Genomic DNA, 17,536 nt, shown 5'->3' on the forward strand with positions numbered 1-17,536 from the left:
GGGTATACGAGCGATGTCACAGCGTAAAAACCTCTATCGTCGAAGCAGCGGCATTTATGTCGTGCGCATTACCGTTCCTCAACGTTTTCGTCGATATGCAGGGCAGTGTGAGATTCACACTTCAACAGGCACACACGATCTTCATAAAGCAAAGCAGAAGTCCGCGCTCCTGTTGGCGGTCTGGTATCAGACCTTACAAGAGTATGAACAATTGGATTATCGAACTTTAAGTGACTGCGCCCCGCTGCTTGCTAGTGAGGGTATGATCTCGTTTTCAAACTTTGCTCAGTCAATCGAGCTGCCTGTTGCTCAGTTAATCCAGGCGGTGATGAACCGCAATCTGCCCGTGTTCTGGCTGTCGACGGGGCAGGCTGGCTTTTATGTTGCAGCTCTCTCTGAGGCTGAGCTAGACCCGCTTGATGGCAGTTACGTTCTTAATTATGGCGAAAAGCAGGGTATCGAGGGGGTTGCTAAAGGCTATCTGCAACTCACTGCGCAACCAGCGCATTTACGTAACATTATAAGCGACGGGTATTCAGAAGCTTCGGTGTTCAAAACTGTTGGAAGCGAAGCTAAAGGCGGTTGGTTTTTCACCTCCAGTTGCCCGGTAATTAAACCCGATACGCTGTTGATCAATAAAGTCCATGCAGAAAGTCTCAGACTTGATTGGCTGGCTAAGAGCACACCACCAGCGATTAGCGTTTCTCACGCTGCGCCTTTTACTGCTCCCGCTATTACTAACGAGTATGTTCACCGTAAACATTACGCCAAGAACCTTTCGTGGTTATGTTCTGAGTATGTAAAACATCGAAGTAAGGGCAAAGTGTCGGAGTCAGCGATTAGTGATATCCGCAACTACTTTGCCTTTATGATTGAAACGATGGGTGATATTCAGCTTGAAAAGCTTGATCGTGACTTCTTTCGGGCTTACGAGAGCAAGTTGCGCACAATCCCGGCAAACCGCAATTTGGTGAAAGCTAAATATGGGGTGAAAACGTTGGATGAGTTAATCGTTAAGGCGGCGGAATGTGGCGATAAGTTGATGACTGAGGAATCCGTCAGGAAGTATATCAACGGTCTCTATGGCGCAATGAAGTGGGCTGTTGATGATGGGAAGCTACTGAAATCGCCATGCGAAAACTTTTTCCCCCGTGACGATAAAGACGAGCGAGACCAGGATCACACTGACGTTTTCGAATCGCATGAGATTCAGGCGGTTTTCTCGTTACCTTGGTTTGTTGCTGGGACTGGAGAACGTAATGCGCAAAGGCGATTCCATCAATATTGCCCGTTTCATTACTGGGCACCTTTGCTGGGTTTGATTACGGGCGCGCGAGTTAATGAAATCGCTCAGTTACTGTTGGATGATGTTCTGGCAGACGATGGCGTCTATTATTTGAACCTTGAAAGCGATAGCGAAAGCGGAAAGAAACTAAAAAATGCTAATGCTCGCCGCAAGATTCCGATCCATTCCAAACTGATTAGTCTCGGTTTTATCGACTACGTTAAGGCCCTAAAAAATGCCGGGTATATCCGTCTCTTCCCCGAGCTTAAGCCGCATAAAACCAAAGGCTATGGCAGGCCAGTTTCCGCATGGTTCAATGAATCGCTACTGGCGCGTCGATTGAAAATTGAGAGGAACAGAGCCAAGTCTTTTCACTCGTTCCGCCACTCCGTCTCAACCTTACTTAAAGAGAAGGGCGTCAGCCCGGAACTACGTGCGCAGCTAGTCGGGCATGTGCGCGGCGAAACGGAAACGGAAGTGCGATATAGCAAAGACCTCAAACCGATCCATATGATTGAAGTCGTGGAGAAAATTGATTTTTTGTTGCCTGAGATAGCTAAATTCAACATTCCTGATGGGTTGGATGCTGTTAGAGATGCGCTACGAAGAAAGAGAGGTCAACAATCGGAATAAGCCTGTGACTATTCATTCGAGTGATGCTTAAACGCACCAGAAAGCCTTCTGCCGCGTTTAGTGTCAATAGTAGTAATAATATTGTGCGAAATTTGTGGCGTTTTCATAGAGCGGCTGGCGAAGTTTTACGAGATGAGCATATTTAACCGTGTATTCCTCATCAGCATAGTGACATCAAGTTCGAACAGGCATTGGAGGATGCATGAAGCATAAACAGTGGATCAGCACGCAAAAACATAAACAGCTCTATTTGGTTCGTATTGAGTTTGAGGAGTGGTGGATGGAAAGAGAGTGGGCGCATCCTTTTTCCCGCTTTATTCTCAAGACATCTGGATTTGTTATGCTGATCGTTCTGGGGGTTGCCTCTCTGTTTTTTGGTATTGGTTCACATAAAAAAGCCTTCCCAGAATTTCATCCTGAAGATAAACAATGCAGATAACAAATGGTGGTCCATCCTTACTATAAGGATGGGTTTGCCGAAGCCAAAGCTTTTAAACGCAATGCTTGAGAGGGAGGCTTTCAATCCTAGGAGATTGACTTTTTTACGTCCAAAAATTCTGGTGAGACAGAGAACCGGTATAGCAAAGATCATCCACCAGCAGCTCTCTATGCTGTTCTTGAGAGCGTTACGCTAGGGCTACCGGAAGTTGCTCCATTTATTTGCGTAGATGGTATAGATGCGGTAGCAGATGCACTACGAATTAAAAGAAATAATAAAGAACGAGATCTTAATCAATAAAAATAAGTTTTAGTGATTTTTTTAGCTTGCTGATTTAATTCGTTTTTTATAAAATCGCATCCCCCATAATAATTGGAGGATGCAGCTATCAGTTTTTCTGACAAACACTTACCATTTCATCATAATGAACTTTGTCAACTTCTTCTATCCACAAAAAGATGTCTCCGATTACGTTTGTGCCTTCACCTATTAAATTTTCAGCAATATCTTCATTCATTTCGATAACAGCACTGTGAGAATATTTGTTAATGAAACGATAAACCTTTTCTTTTTTATTACTATCAAAGACAACACAATTTTTTGCGGCAACATCCATTAGTTGTGATAAATCCGATCTATGTTTTGGATATTTGAAGTTTAAAAATGACTCTAACAATTTACGAGATAGATTTGCTGTTAAGAATGCCTGCTCACGAGTTAGTCTAGGATGTTCTTTATGCTTATACAAAGTGTCAAAAATATAATGATATTCTGAGTTATAATCAATTAAACTTGCGTCAGCATTACATATTGCAGATGATCGAGGTGTAACAGCATTGGGTTCAATAGTATAAAAAAATGCGTTTTCAATTTTTTCTTTTCTTTTTCTGTTTCTATTGTTTGTATTGAACCAGTCGCGAGCTAACTTGAAAAACGTAAAGTTATGAGTTAGTAAAAAAAGCTGCTTTGCGTCATTACAATACGTCTTTATAAATGAATATGAATGAAATAGATGGTTTGAGTCAAAACTCGAAACGGGATCATCGAAAACAATGATACTGTCGGATATTTTATTATCAATCTCTGTTAGTTTTGTAATAAAGTAAATTAAAGCTATAGCAGTTTTTTCACCCTCGCTAAGATTAGGTGCATGTCCAATTTGGTTATCTCTGAGTATTTCGTATCCATTTTTTTCTTTATTAAATTGGAGAGATAATTCTGAGCGACCAAGAAAACCGTGTAGATGTTTATTGAAAATATCTGCTGCTATGGTTTCATTTGATAACGAATCTTCAATGGATTTTATTTCTGCTTTTATTCCTTTTAGGTCATTATCGTTTGTCAGTAAATTTTTTGTTTCCGCGTCGCGGTTTGATATTTTCTTGAAGTAATCGAACGCGTTTACCTCCGATGCCGCATAATGTGACTCAAGTTTAGATTTTACCTTATTAGTTTCCTCTTTAAAGTCTTTGCATTTTTTATTATGTAACTCTATTATCTTATTAATTTCGGTTGCGGTTTGATTGAAGTTAACAAATAATGAATTTGGTATTTCAACGGCAAAGAGATCAATGTTGAAAGGGTTTATTATTTTTTCATCTAATGTTTTCTCCCATTCATTAATGTAACTGTTTATTTTTTTCAGCCTCATCTTTAAGGAGTGATGACTTTTCTTTTAGAAGATCTTTATGTTCGTCATAAATATCAATATCACTGTTGTTTACTAACACAATGAATTGGCTTGCTAACCATGTTTTAGCTTTGTCTAGGGTTTCTGAGAACTTTCTGTATTCATCATTAAAGTGTGCGTTTAATTCATCGATTCGCTCTTGTGATATCTTGTTCCCGCAAAAATGACAACTATCACTGCCTAGATTTAAATTCAACCCACTAAAAACCCAAGATTGTATATCTTGATTGTTTTTCAAACTCTCAATAACTTTATTTGTTACTGATTGTTTGAATAGTTCATTTAACCTATCTTGTGCTTTTTTTAGTAGGGAAGAATCTACGCTCGGAGTTTTGGTTGTAATTGCCGGTTTTTGTGTGGGATTTGCTGCTTTAGTTAGACTTGCCACTTCATTTATATCTAGGATTGAATCAGCCTTTTTTATTTGGTCAACATTTGATGTGATGAAGTTTTCAAGTTTTGTTCTGTTATAACTTAAAAATCTTGAGTCACTGGTATCAATGACTTGCAAGCTGGTTTTAGTTCTCTTAGCTGCATCCGTTAGGAACTTTTGAAGTTCTTCTGTAAGTTTGTCATTCGCTGTTTTTCGTCTAACATACTCTTTTGTTTTTTTATCAAAAGATGCTCTCAATTCTTCTAATTTTTTCTTCTCTTCAATTTTTTCCTGAGCTATCAATAAAATACTTTTTACTGAATTATTCCAGTCAATGTTTTTGTTTATGAAGCTTTGATTGAAGACTTTCAGATTTAAATTATTTGCGGAAATGTTATCTTTTGTTATCGTTCCTTGTTCGAAGGTTTTTATAGAAAAGGTTGAATTAGGGTATCTAGTGTTCTGACGGTTTTCTATCTGTTCAAAAAGCGATGATAATGTTGATTTTCCGCTTCCATTCCAGCCGTATATTAAATTAAGCCTTCCAAAATCTTTTGCATCAGTTTTGATGTAATTTCTGAAAATTCCGTAGTCTCTAAGTAAGTCAATGCGTTGCACCATAGTAGTAACCCCGAGTGATTATATCTATGCCAGTTTTTCTCATACAGACTTTACGAATAAAAAATACTCTATTATTTGTATGTGTTGCGATAGTTTTATGGTCCAATAATTTGATATATGCCAAAAAAACGTTATATCTTCGCAGTATCAAGGTCATTGTCCGTAAGTTTAGTAATAGCGATCTAACTTCCGCTACGGGTAACAGCCTGCGAATGAAGCACAACAAGAAATCGCGAAAAGAACCGCAACAGCCTGACTCTCTTTCTTGATCTAACGCGCTCAGAACGATTCTGGCGCGTTTTCTATTAAGGGTTGTAGATTTATAGTGCGAAATTTGGAGATGCTCAAAACGCGTTTGGTAAAACTTGATGACCTACAATTGCACCCGCAGCCCTTCCACGCTTTCTGATGGTAGATTCATCACTGTTTTAATGCTGGTTCCAATGCTGCGAATAATGTCTTCGCGTGGGCCGCTGCGCCAGTCATCGCTTGCATAAAAAGCATTGAGAACCGCAGTCATGCTTTCAGCACTGTCAAAGGCGCGAATAAGGTAGTAACAATCCGGGTCATGTAGCGAGTTACCAAACGAAACAACATCGATCCCGTGGCGTTGGTGTAGGGGAACGCTGATTTCCTGCATGGTGGCGTGAAAAGTGGCACCGCTGCCTTTGCGTAAGGTGTATTGCAGTATTTCGATGGTTTTCAAGCGTTATCTCCGTGTCGCCTCTGGGCGGCTCTTGGTTGATAGCAATAAAGTAAACCGGACTGGGCCATGAAGCTACTGCTAATCAGACAGTCATCCGTAAGCAAAAGCAGTAAGACCTCTCAGACGCGCTGGGAAGCCCTCTGGCGAGTTTTTTATAGAAGGTAGTGGAATCATGGTGCAGAATTCGCGGCGCTCTCATAGAATGGCTGGCGAAGACAAGGCTGTAAGGAATGCAGACATCGGCACCGCGCGGCCTGATATAACGATCGCTACCCACTACTGACGCGCTGGTTGAAACCCATTTCATGCTGTCGCGCAGTATATTGTGTATAGATATGGGCTGCGGATATTTAGGGAGGTTCACACATGGGTAAGCACTTTTTGGTCTGCATTTTCGCACTGTTTTCTTTTTCTGCCAGTGCCGGAAATGGTGGTGCTGGAGGTAAAGGCGGGGATGGCGGAAATGGTGGGTATATGGGCCAGTCTGGTAAAGCTGGTGCTGACGGAGGAAATGGCTCGGACGGAGGCAGTTCTGACAATTCACCGGGGCGAGCAGGATGTCCGGGAGGAACTGACCCTGATGAGAACGGCAATTTTTATCTCCCGGGAACAAAAGAACAATGCAATCCAGGTCCGCAGGACTCAGCGAAAAGTGGTAGTTCTCTTTAGAGCATAAGAGGCGATATGGTAATTACTTGCCGCCTCTATAAGGATTGTTGAGCAGCTGCGGAAATTTTCGGACGCAATGCCTGAGAGGGGGGCTGGCAAACCTAGGAGACCCACTTTTTCGCGCGACAATTTTTCCGGTAGCTTTTGTTGTATTGGTTGGGTGTTTCGGGTGGGGATTAAGCTGAAGTATCAAGACAGGAAGGTTTTTGTTTCTTAGTTGTTTTTTCTTCTTAACTTCTTGTTTTGTTATATATGTTTTATTAAACCTCTTCTCTGGGCCCCTGCTTGGATCGGCGATATGAGCTACTCTGCTTTAAAAAATACTCACCGGAGTAAGCCTTTTGCAAAACATGATAACTCACTATTGGGTATTGGTTATGCAAGTCCAAGACTCAGCACCCTGTATAACCTCACGCACTCTGGCATACGCCGCCTTTCGGAACTAGACCAGTGGGTAATAGTGCGACCCCTCTTTTCACCCCGGCTCCGCTACTCTAGCGGCAGAACCTTGTTGATGCGCCATTTCGGGTAAGCGTCTGTATACCAAAACCCCAAAATGTATACTGATTGAATAGACCCGGGTTTCGTAGACACTTTTTTGCCTCATAATGGAGGCCTAATGAAGGAGTGTTTATGTCAGTCAAAACGTTCACTGAAGAATTCAAAATTGAAGCTGTAAAACAGATTAACGAGCAGGGATACCCTGTTTCTGAGGTTGCGGCACGACTTGGTGTTTCCACCAATAGCCTTTACGCATGGATCAAGCGTTACCAAAAACCCGAACCACAGCGCAAGCAGGACGATGCCCTCCAGCACGAAGTAAAGCGCCTCAGGCAAGAACTTAAGCGGGTGACTGAAGAGCGAGATATTTTAAAAAAGGCCGCCGCGTACTTTGCAAGAACGTCAGGCTGAAGTACGCCTTCATTAAAAAAATGTCGACCTTTTATGCGGTACGCCGGTTGTGTCTGGTTCTTGGCCTCCATTACAGCGGTTATTACCAGTGGCTAAAACGGCCTCAATCTCTGCGCGCCAGGCAAGATGAGCGCCAAACAGGCCTCATTAAACAACTGTGGCTTGAAAGTGGTACGGTTTATGGTTATCGAAAAATCTGGCTCGACATGAAAGACTTGGGTGAGCGAGCTGGGCGTAACAGGATCGCGCGCCTAATGAGGCTTGCAGAGTTGGCTTCTCAAACCGGATATCGGAAACGCCGCTATTACGGCGGCGGAAAAACATCAGTTGCCAACCCTAATTACCTTGAACGCCAGTTCATTGTTCCTACCCCCAATACGCATTGGGTGAGTGACATGACCTATATCAGAACGCATGAGGGATGGTTGTATCTGGCCGTTGTTCTCGATCTTTTCTCGCGTCGGGTTATCGGCTGGAGTATGGGGGGGCGAATGACAGCAGAGCTGGTGATGGACGCGTTGTTGATGGCAGTGTGGCGACGTAAACCAACGGCAAAAGTACTAATCCATTCGGATCAGGGCTCGCAATATACGAGCGAAAGATGTCAGCATTTTATGACCGCTCACAATTTAAAAAGCAGCATGAGTCGCCGAGGTAATTGCCATGATAACGCGGTGGCTGAAAGCTTTTTTCAGTTGCTAAAACGAGAACGCATAAAGAAACGGATCTATAAAAATAGAGAAGAAGCGAAGGCGGATATCTTCGATTATGTAGAGATGTTTTATAATGCTAAACGGCGTCACAGTGCCTGTGAAGATCAACCACCTGCAGTTTATGAAAGTGCCTGGTTCATGAGGCACGCAACCGTCTAGGAAACTGGGGTCTATTCACTTAGGCCGTTGTGGCCAGCCTCGGTATCAGTTCAACTCTCCTGTAAAAAATGGTCAGCCCGACGTAGAACATGTGTGTCAGATGCATGATTTTTGTGTGAAGTTGCGTATCTCTAAGGCTGAAGTGGGTTCGTGCTGCGGCGTCACTTTCACAAGTAAAAATGACGCCGCGCACCAAACGCAGCAGGGCAGGCGCTAGCAGATGCCTTTCGGCATAGCAGAGCGCAGCCAGTAGCGTTTACTCTATTTTGGTGGTGATATGTCGGCTTTACTGATGAACAAGAGCCTCATGTGCATCTTTCATCAGAGCCGAATCGATGACGATTCATCATGGCCGTTTATAGTACCGCAGTCTCTCCCCTTTATTTTTTACTGTAGTGCAGACAGAAACCGTAAACACCGGCGTTGACATGCTGGGGAAGCCCTTACAGTACATTAATTTTCGATATCAAGACTGACCCCTCCTATGCCCTCGACATGTATGTAATAACATTATGAAACCATTTTCAGAGCTTGGTCACATTTTATAATTATTGTTATTGAAGTTTAACACCATCTAATCATTAATAATGAAGCTAAACTCCTTTCTGGTATTTACTCGTATAGGGATACAGATGAAAAAGTCCAAGAAGATGATGATTGCATTTTGTTTATCGATTGGTATTGCCAAATTAGGGTATGCGACAATGTTACCTGATATTCCTGAACCATTAAAAAATGGTACCGGGGCGGTTGATAAAAATGGCGTGATTTATGTCGGTATGGGTTCTGCTGGAACAGCCTGGTACAAAATCGATTTAAAAAACAAAGACAACGTATGGGAGCGTATTGAATCCTTTCCTGGCCGTGCCCGTGAACAATCGGTGTCGGCATTTTTAGATGGTGAACTGTATGTTTTTGGTGGTGTAGGAAAAGAAAATAATGAGTCAACATTGCAGGTTTTTAGTGATGTGTACAAATACTCGCCAAAAAATAACACATGGAAAAAAATTGATACTATATCTCCAGTCGGGTTGACGGGGCATACAGGAATAAAATTAAACGAAGAGATGATACTTATCACTGGAGGTGTTAATGAACATATCTTTGATAAGTATTTTATAGATTTGGAAACCAACAGTAATGATATTAAAGAAAAACAAAAAGTAATTGATAGCTACTTTAATAAGCCAGATAAAGATTATTTTTTTAATAAAATCACATTTATTTACAACGCAAAGGAAAATAAGTGGGAAAATGCTGGGGAATTGCCTGGAGCGGGAATGGCTGGTTCAGCATCAGTAGCTGAAAATAATCAACTAATGATTATTAATGGTGAACTTAAGCCGGGCTTGCGTACTGATATCGTTTATCATGCTATATGGAATAATGGAAAGTTAACTTGGCTTAAAAATAGTCATTTATCGCCACCTCCGGGTGAAAAGTATCAGGAGGGTCTGGCTGGTGCATTTTCTGGATACAGTCATGGTGTTGTACTTGTTGCAGGCGGAGCAAACTTCCCGGGGGCAAAACAAAATTATATCAATGGAAAATATTATTCTCATGAAGGAATAAGTAAAAAATGGCGCGATGAGATTTATGGCCTGATAAATGGACAATGGAAATATATGGGTAAAATGAAACAACCCCTTGGCTATGGTGTGTCAGTGAATTACGGCGATGAGATTTTCCTTATTGGTGGTGAAGATGTTCAAGGGAAACCCGTCTCGTCAATAACTACCTTTACTATACGTGATGGAAATTTATTAATGCAATAAATTTTCAAATACAATAAATAAAATTAATTAATAAAAGGATTATTTTTATGAAATTCAACAAATATCTCCAGTGTATAGCCTCATTAATGGTATTTTCATCATCTCTACAGGCGGCGACCCTCGACTACCGTCACGAGTATGCTGACAGAACAAGAATTAATAAAGATCGTATTGCTATTATTGAAACCTTACCTAACGGCATTGGTTTTTATGTCGATGCTAGTGTTAAGTCCGGTGGCGTAGATGGTGAGCAGGATAAATATTTAAGCGACTTGGTAACAAACGCAATAGAACTTGGGGCAAGTTACAACTATAAAATTACTGACCGCATAACTTTACAACCCGGATTTATATTTGAGAGTGGACAGGATACTTCAATTTATAAGCCTTATTTAAAGGTTCAGTACAATCTTGATTCGGGAGTTTATATCGCTGGTCGTTATCGTTATGATTATGCGAGAAAAACTGCGTATAATAATGATGACGAGAAAACCAACAGATTTGATACTTACATAGGATATACTTTTGATAAATTAAACTTAGGATATAATTTTACCTGGATGGATAGTAATCAAATAAAATATGACAATAAGAAAACAAATTATGAACATAATGTGGCGTTATCCTGGAAATTAAATAAGTCTTTCACGCCATACGCTGAAGTTGGAAATGTTGCAGTTAAAAATAACTCCGATGAAAGGCAAACTCGTTATCGTGTTGGGTTGCAATACAATTTCTGACCCCCATGTAAATAGTTATTAAATATAAACTTTATATATAATTAATAAAAGCAATATCATAATGAGTGGCTGCGTTATATTTCATCAGATTAATCTTTGTTTTGGCAAATATCACGTATATAACATAGCCACTCATGAAGACAAGAGACGATTAGGATTTGTTTTTCAGTCTCTAACTTAGGATGATTACCATATATTTCCGCTCGACAGCCATATTTATCATTCAAAAAATCAACTCAAGAAAAAACTGTATAAGTTAACTGATAATAAGAGTTTTATGGCTCTGTCGCATTAGCGTAAGCAAGTCAGCGGTGTCACTCTGCGCTGACACTCTCTCGCAACAGGAAACACATATGTCGGACGACACCTTCAACATGAGTCCCCCGCAGTGACATCTAATATCAAAACTATGACTTGTCGCACTGATTTCACATTGTCATTTCGTTTACTTTCGATGTCTTGATGTTGTCTTTCTTTTTGTTTCAATATTCGGTCTGTACTCAACTTTTTTGATGATGTTATCCGATATCGAATGTACAAGAGATGAATTGAGGTAACAGGTTATTCATGAGGGAGAATAAACGGCATATGCATAAAAAGATCTCAGGGAGTTGTCTGGTGGGCGTCGTTGTTGCAGGAACAATGATGGCCTGGGGATTCTCAGCCATGGCACAGGAATTGGCACCACAGTTTGATTTGCTGGCGCAGCGTTGGCAAACATCGCATATCGGTGTACCGGCGCAAGTGTTTGATGAGAATCAGCAGGAGGAAATTGCGCGTATTCAGAAAGAAGCTCAGCACTATCAGCAAACGTTACTGACAGCCGCCGATCGCACCACGTTGTGGGAGGATGTACCTTTAGATAACGCAGATAAAGTGCTATTAGGCGAAAATCTGCGTACTTCATTCCGCCGTTTATTGGTATTAGCGCGCGCTTATCATTTGCCTGGTGAATTATTCCAGCAACCTGAAACGATGCAAGCGATTGTCAGCAGTCTCGATTTCTTGACCACGTATTATTACCATCCAGATGCGATGGAATATGGCAATTGGTGGCCGTGGGAGATCGGCATTCCGAAGTTATTGAATGATGTGATCGCATTGACTTACCCACATCTCAGTCAGCAACAAATCACGGCATATTGTGCTGCCAGTCGCTATTTTTCTCCATCAGCAACGCAAAGTGGTATTTCACAAGGTGCGAAAGCCTCGACTAACCCACACCGGCGGATTTCTACCGGTGGTAATCGTACCGATATGGTTCAGGTCGTATTGGTGCGCGGTATTTTAGATCAAAATGAAACCGAAATTCGCCAGGCATTAGCAGCCTTACCTGATGTGATGAATATCGTGACTCAAGGTGATGGTTTTTATGTTGATCATTCGTTTATCCAGCATGAAGATATTCCTTACAGTGGCACTTACGGTAACGTATTACTGGAGGGGGTGGGTCGTGTTATGGCATTAATGGCGGGATCGGCATGGCCGGTTAATGATCCGCGCATGAAAGGGATCTATACCACACTACATAAATCATTTTTGCCGCTGATTTATCGTGGGCAGATGATGGATATGGTGAGTGGACGTGCAATCTCGCGCGTGGAACGTCAAAACCATGCAGAAGGGCATGCTGTGCTGGCATCTATGTTACGTTTTTTGCCTGCGGCTCCAGAATCTGAACGGCAAGCATTGGCTGCGGCGATTAAACGGGAACTCTTAGCGGATACGACTCGCGATTTTCTCCATGCCCAGCCGGATTTAGCGCTCTATTATCAGGCGAAAACCTTACTGAATGATCCACAGATCACCCCAGCAGATGACCCCGTCGACACTGTCTTTTATCCGGCAATGGATCGTCTGGTACAACGTACACCAAATCATGCATTCGCTCTGGCGTGGCATTCATACCGTACCGGTAATTTTGAATGTATGAATGATGAAAATCGTCATGGCTGGCTGACGGGTGATGGAGCAACTTATTTGTATGATGCGGATCTGACGCAATACACTGATTACTGGCCAGTGATCAACCCTTATCGTATTGCTGGAACAACAACTTATCTGGATCGTACACTTGCTGATTGCGTGAACAAAAAGCGTATTGGCAGCCGGGTGGGTAAAAATCGCAATACGCATATTCGCTGGGCGGGTGCTGCAACATTGAATGATGTTGCTGTTGCGGGTATGCAATTTTTTAACTTTGATGATTCATTACGGGCGAAAAAATCCTGGTTTTTATTTTCAGGAAAACTGGTGGCAATAGGCTCTGACATTGAAGGTGATGAGCATCAACGCATAGGTACTGTGGCAGATAACCGTAAATTACTCAGTGATGGCAGTAATCTCCTATACCTCAATGGAAAATCTGTCGATCTGAAAGGAAAACCTCTGACACAGAAGCTGCATAGTTTACATATCGCAGGGAATGACAAGGGCGCGGATGTGGGTTTTTGGTTTCCACAACAACCTGAAGTCTTATTGGAACCCGCGAAAACAGTCACTAACTGGTCGGTGATTGGTAAAAGTCAGCAACCGGTCAGTGGATATACCTTATCAACGACGTTACTGCATAAAAAGGCGTTGGCGGGTTATCAGTATGTGCTGTTAGCGGGAGTCTCGAAACAGCAACTTGAAGCCTATCTTCTCGCCCCGGATATACAGATTTTACAAGCTGACCATCTGGCGCATGCTGTTTTCCAGCCGCAAACACAGCAGCTTGCTTTGGCTAGCTGGGGTGAAGGAAAAGTGCAGATTGCGGGAGTGACGACAGAGAATGCGTTAGCGTTAGTGCGGCAAACTCAGTCAGAAAAAAGTGTGTTCAGCGTCAGCGATCCCACACAGTTACAATCCGTTGTGCAAATGGAGCTCAGTGGCTCATGGAAAATTATCGATGATCCGCAGCAGCGTGTGCATATGCAGCCGGGAGGGCAACTCTCCATTTCAACTGAGGGATTGCGTGGGCAGCCTTATACTTTTGTTCTAACTAAGTATTGATTTGATGTGGGTGGCTGATTAAGTGATGGCTTAGATCATCAGCCACTTTTTCTAACTATATTTGTGCCTGCGGAAACGATGGACTCTTCCTGAACATCAATTCTATTGGTGTTCTTTATCCTCTGCTTTTCTTATTCCCTGATTCACTCTGCGATGAGATGGGTTACTGATTTCTTCTTATGATTTCGAATGCTTGTTTTTTATTTTTTTTAAGGTTAATTCGAAAAAATGTGATTTCAGTTTGTAAAAAAAAGACTTTCAATGTGTTTTTTTGTGATCCATCGTAATGAAACGAAAGATTGTAAAAGATACTATTTCAATCAAGGTATACACCTTCACCAGGTTGACAAATAACACATATGACTTGTCCATACCTACTGTCCGGTCAACACTTTTTCCGGCGACGGAGCTATTGATGCAGGAGCCGTCTCTCCATATCCCGCAATGTAGCGTATCTCTATAATTATAAGGATTAGATGTCATTATGAAAGCGAAGTTGTTAGTTACTTCTGGAACGGCAGCCTGTCTGGGGATTATGGCTGCATTGCTACCTATAGATGCTGAGGCGGCGAAGATTAATGCGACGCTGAGTTGGGTAACCGGTGATTACGGTACATCCTACGATTATACTGGACCGCGTCTGGATATGAATATTAATCCAGATGGCTCTAACTGGTATTACGATTTAGGTTTTCGTAAGCAGTATCATGATTCTAATCAGCGCTATCAGCGTGCTGAATTCAGTGCTGCTTATCGTTTTCGTTTTGATGGCGGCTGGATTCAACCAGGCATTCGTATCCGTGAAGATCTAACCAATTACGAAAATGGCAACAGTAATACCACTGATTTTTATAACGCCAAACTGGCTGGACAATATCAACTATCTGAGCGTTTTACGTTTGCTGGTAGCATGATCATGGGAATCGAGCGTGAAGAGGTGAATACCGCAGCTAATCAGAGTGTTCGTAACTCAGACCGCCTAACCTGGGAAATAGAGCCGGGGATTCGTTTTAAGTCCAGTGCGAATACTTCAATGACAGTGAATTACTTCAATGCCGGTAAGCGTAGTGATAAAGGCGATACCTGGGGATTGACTGATGATTCTAAAAACCAGCAATTGCGTTTCTATTTTAACTGGAATACCCCGATTGGTTTAGTGTTAACACCGTATGCCCGTTACTCCCTTAACTATGCTGAAACATCAGGCTGGTTTGAAAGTGCATCATATAGCGAAACGAAAACCATGAGTAAAGTGAATCGTGTCGCGTTGCAATTAGCCTACCCATTATCGGATAGTTTCCGTATTCAGGCTGAATATTATATTGATGATGTAAAATACAAAGAGGGTTACTCCATGGGTAAAGAAGACTCATGGTCAAAATATATGAAATTGGGCATAAGAGCCACATTCTAATTGTATCGACACCCCAATAATAGATAGGCAAGATGATAAAAATATATTTTTATTTTTCCTGCTTGGTTTATTTTGAGTGCTCATCTTATATTTTATTTATTCCAGTCTGTTGGAAGGTTCGGTTATGAATAATAAATTTAAAAAGAATATTGTCGCCACCAGTATCTCTGCTATTTTATTATCAACTACATTTAACGTCATGGCTATTGATTGCTCACCAGATGCCCCGTTAGGCAGTTTATGTGATGCGATCATTGCTAATGATGGTAAAGGTGTTTCATTGTCATCAGATTTATATGTTACTGAGGGTAATGGTCTAACTTACACGGGTTCTAATTCATTTGTACCACAATATTTACGTAAAAATATTATTGTGACAGGTGATAATGCCTATGCAATTTATGCTGATGGAATGTCAAGTTTTAAAAATAATATTAATCTTGAAAAAGGGATTAATGTTATTAGTAAAAATGGTACTGCAATTAAAATTGAGGGTGCATTTGAGCATACCGGTGCGATACCTAATTTTGGTCTGGCGATAAAAGATGGCTCAGTTGTTCAGGGGAAAGAGACGGCGATTGATTTTTCCGGTGCCAAGACGGCTGTGCGGATGGATATCAATGGTAGTATTATTGGTAATGTGATTGGTAATGGCGCATCTGGCAATAAGATTAACTTTGCTTATCAGGGAGGAGCTAGCACGGCATTATTTGATGGTTACTCGATTTCTGGTGTGGAAAAAATAGAAAACTGGGGCAATCTTAGTATTGGGGCTAAAGATAAAACTATTATCTGGAGTGGTGATTTTACGAATAAAAAAGATGCCACACTAGATTTTAAAATTGGTAATGAGAGTGATTTAAGTTCACCAATCTTATTGGTTGAAGGTAAAACCGTATTTAATACCGGAAGCAAAGCTCTATTTTCTTACGTTGGCAGTAATATTAATGACATCGTCAATAAAGATATTGTGCTAATTCAATCTAATGGTGGGATGAGCGGCCCGGTGGATGTAACACAGAATGGCACACCAGCTGCTGGCGATCTTTCCCCATTATTAAAGCAGACTGATTCCTGGGTAACGTCGACAGATCCTGTCGTGAATGGTGGCATCAATGGCAATCAGCTGGTGGTACGTTATGGCGTCAACTATGAAGGAACGGTGAACTTTCTGAATCTGGCTGCTGGAGGTGGGGCAAGCATTTATCAGCTTGATGCGGCAAATTATATTGTGGATTATGCGTTAAGCCAATATAACAAAACGCAGTCTGATGCCAGTGGTCAACTATTGGGTTTATTGGCTTCTGCCGGTAATAGCGGTACTCAAATTGCTCAATTGGCAGACCAATTAACCCCAGATGCTGAAGGGAGTGAAGTACGGGCTGCCTTGCGTGTCGTGGATAAGATGCGTGAACAGGTGAACAATCGTAGTTTCTATTTGCGTAATCAATCTGCTGCGACACCATGGAATTTCTGGGCGCAAAGTTTATATGCACATGCGCGTCAGGGAAGTGAAGGTTTTGTTCCAGGATATCAGACAAACAGTTATGGCATTAATGCCGGGATGGATCGTCGCTTTAATGACGAAGGTCTGTTTGGCGTATCTTTTGGTTATCAAAATACCAATATTAATATTTATAATCACGGCAACAGCAAAGATGTAAATAGCTATGAAGCTATGGCTTACACCGGTTGGTTTAACGATCGTTACTTTATTAATAGTAACGTGAATATGGGCTACAACAGCAATAGCAGTACCCGTAATATTGGTATCGATACGGGATATCAGGGAAATACACAGGCCACCGCAGATTATAACAGTTTACAAATGGGTTATCAGGTGAGTGCTGGCATGATCTTTGATTTAAATGTCATTAAACTACAACCGCGTGCTGAATATAACTATCAATGGTTCCGTGTCGATGATTATGCTGAATCGGGTTCTCCGGCCAGTCTGGAGGTCGATCGTCAGTCTTATTCGGTGAAACATTTTGGTGCTGGCGTCACGGCATTTAATACCTATAACCTCTCTCTAGGCACATTGACTCCATCGTTATCATTAATGGGTTACCGTGATTTAAATACATCTGAAGTCATTACTGAAACTGCGGGTTTAGTGATGGATCAGGGTAAAGGTAAAGGGCGTTTTACTGTTAAAGGCGATAGCGTTGGCAATGACATTTTTGAAGCATCAATTAATTCTAATTTACAGATGAAAAATAATGTTAACCTCAATGGTAATGTTAATTATTATAAACGTGGTAGTTATAATGAAGGATATATTGGCCTGAGTGTTTCCAAACACTTCTAACCCACGTATTAGCAGGTTTTTTAATCGGTAATAAAGTGCAGGATACACATTTTTTTGTATCCTGCATGATAACTCCTTTATTTTTATGCTTCTGCATCCTTT

12 protein-coding genes are annotated in these 17,536 nt (G+C 41.5%); 9 read left to right on the forward strand and 3 right to left on the reverse strand.

The window, feature by feature from the left end:
• Positions 1-13 precede the first annotated feature (13 nt).
• Complete coding sequence (locus tag DJ39_RS05310; protein WP_038251672.1) at positions 14-1,918, forward strand: site-specific integrase; 1,905 nt, start codon at positions 14-16, stop codon at positions 1,916-1,918.
• A 202-nt stretch (positions 1,919-2,120) separates the two neighbouring features.
• Positions 2,121-2,357, forward strand: coding sequence for a hypothetical protein (locus tag DJ39_RS05315; RefSeq protein ID WP_004720456.1), 237 nt, complete (start codon positions 2,121-2,123; stop codon positions 2,355-2,357).
• A 388-nt stretch (positions 2,358-2,745) separates the two neighbouring features.
• On the opposite strand, the gene DJ39_RS18225 is transcribed toward DJ39_RS05315, so the two are convergent.
• The 3 genes from DJ39_RS18225 to DJ39_RS05325 all read right to left on the reverse strand — a co-directional run bounded on the left by DJ39_RS18225 (position 2,746) and on the right by DJ39_RS05325 (position 5,747).
• Positions 2,746-4,008 (reverse strand): AAA family ATPase, encoded by a 1,263-nt coding sequence (locus tag DJ39_RS18225; protein ID WP_234055430.1) that lies wholly within the window; start codon positions 4,006-4,008, stop codon positions 2,746-2,748.
• Positions 3,977-5,041, reverse strand: a complete 1,065-nt coding sequence (locus tag DJ39_RS18230; RefSeq protein ID WP_004720459.1) for an AAA family ATPase — start codon at positions 5,039-5,041, stop codon at positions 3,977-3,979. Before DJ39_RS18230 ends, DJ39_RS18225 begins: the two co-directional genes overlap by 32 nt.
• 373 nt (positions 5,042-5,414) lie before the next feature.
• Positions 5,415-5,747 (reverse strand): NIPSNAP family protein, encoded by a 333-nt coding sequence (locus DJ39_RS05325; RefSeq protein ID WP_004720461.1) that lies wholly within the window; start codon positions 5,745-5,747, stop codon positions 5,415-5,417.
• A 366-nt stretch (positions 5,748-6,113) separates the two neighbouring features.
• Between DJ39_RS05325 and DJ39_RS05330 the strand changes: the two genes are divergently transcribed.
• The 7 genes from DJ39_RS05330 (at position 6,114) to DJ39_RS05365 (ending at position 17,434) form a co-directional block, all read left to right on the forward strand.
• Positions 6,114-6,416 carry a hypothetical protein gene (locus tag DJ39_RS05330; RefSeq protein ID WP_071815380.1) on the forward strand — a complete coding sequence of 101 codons (303 nt, stop codon included), beginning with the start codon at positions 6,114-6,116 and terminating at the stop codon, positions 6,414-6,416.
• 633 nt (positions 6,417-7,049) lie between these two features.
• Positions 7,050-8,200, forward strand: a protein-coding gene (locus tag DJ39_RS05340) for an IS3 family transposase (protein WP_087931031.1) whose coding sequence is annotated in 2 segments (ribosomal slippage) — positions 7,050-7,287 and positions 7,287-8,200 — 1,152 coding nt in all. Because the reading frame shifts where the segments join, the coding sequence is not laid out codon by codon here.
• A 620-nt stretch (positions 8,201-8,820) separates the two neighbouring features.
• Positions 8,821-9,975 (forward strand): N-acetylneuraminate epimerase, encoded by a 1,155-nt coding sequence (locus DJ39_RS05345; RefSeq protein WP_038245380.1) that lies wholly within the window; start codon positions 8,821-8,823, stop codon positions 9,973-9,975.
• 47 nt (positions 9,976-10,022) lie between these two features.
• Positions 10,023-10,715: an oligogalacturonate-specific porin KdgM family protein gene (locus DJ39_RS05350; protein ID WP_038245321.1), complete on the forward strand. Its 693-nt coding sequence runs from the start codon at positions 10,023-10,025 to the stop codon at positions 10,713-10,715.
• Positions 10,716-11,303: 588 nt separating this feature from the next.
• Positions 11,304-13,709, forward strand: coding sequence for a polysaccharide lyase 8 family protein (locus DJ39_RS05355; RefSeq protein WP_004722807.1), 2,406 nt, complete (start codon positions 11,304-11,306; stop codon positions 13,707-13,709).
• A gap of 484 nt (positions 13,710-14,193) precedes the next feature.
• Positions 14,194-15,123, forward strand: a complete 930-nt coding sequence (locus DJ39_RS05360) for an OmpG porin family protein (RefSeq protein WP_004722810.1) — start codon at positions 14,194-14,196, stop codon at positions 15,121-15,123.
• Positions 15,124-15,247: 124 nt separating this feature from the next.
• Positions 15,248-17,434, forward strand: a complete 2,187-nt coding sequence (locus DJ39_RS05365; protein ID WP_004722812.1) for an autotransporter family protein — start codon at positions 15,248-15,250, stop codon at positions 17,432-17,434.
• Positions 17,435-17,536 lie beyond the last annotated feature (102 nt).

Origin of the sequence: Yersinia ruckeri ATCC 29473, assembly GCF_000754815.1 — a bacterium.
GTDB lineage: Bacteria > Pseudomonadota > Gammaproteobacteria > Enterobacterales > Enterobacteriaceae > Yersinia > Yersinia ruckeri.

Coding starts and splice junctions, on each gene's coding strand:
- DJ39_RS05310 (WP_038251672.1), top strand. CDS start 14: ATGTCACAGCGTAAAAACCTCTATCGTCGAAGCAGCGGCATTTATGTC.
- DJ39_RS05315 (WP_004720456.1), top strand. CDS start 2,121: ATGAAGCATAAACAGTGGATCAGCACGCAAAAACATAAACAGCTCTAT.
- DJ39_RS18225 (WP_234055430.1), bottom strand. CDS start 4,008: ATGAGGCTGAAAAAAATAAACAGTTACATTAATGAATGGGAGAAAACA.
- DJ39_RS18230 (WP_004720459.1), bottom strand. CDS start 5,041: ATGGTGCAACGCATTGACTTACTTAGAGACTACGGAATTTTCAGAAAT.
- DJ39_RS05330 (WP_071815380.1), top strand. CDS start 6,114: ATGGGTAAGCACTTTTTGGTCTGCATTTTCGCACTGTTTTCTTTTTCT.
- DJ39_RS05350 (WP_038245321.1), top strand. CDS start 10,023: ATGAAATTCAACAAATATCTCCAGTGTATAGCCTCATTAATGGTATTT.
- DJ39_RS05355 (WP_004722807.1), top strand. CDS start 11,304: ATGCATAAAAAGATCTCAGGGAGTTGTCTGGTGGGCGTCGTTGTTGCA.
- DJ39_RS05360 (WP_004722810.1), top strand. CDS start 14,194: ATGAAAGCGAAGTTGTTAGTTACTTCTGGAACGGCAGCCTGTCTGGGG.
- DJ39_RS05365 (WP_004722812.1), top strand. CDS start 15,248: ATGAATAATAAATTTAAAAAGAATATTGTCGCCACCAGTATCTCTGCT.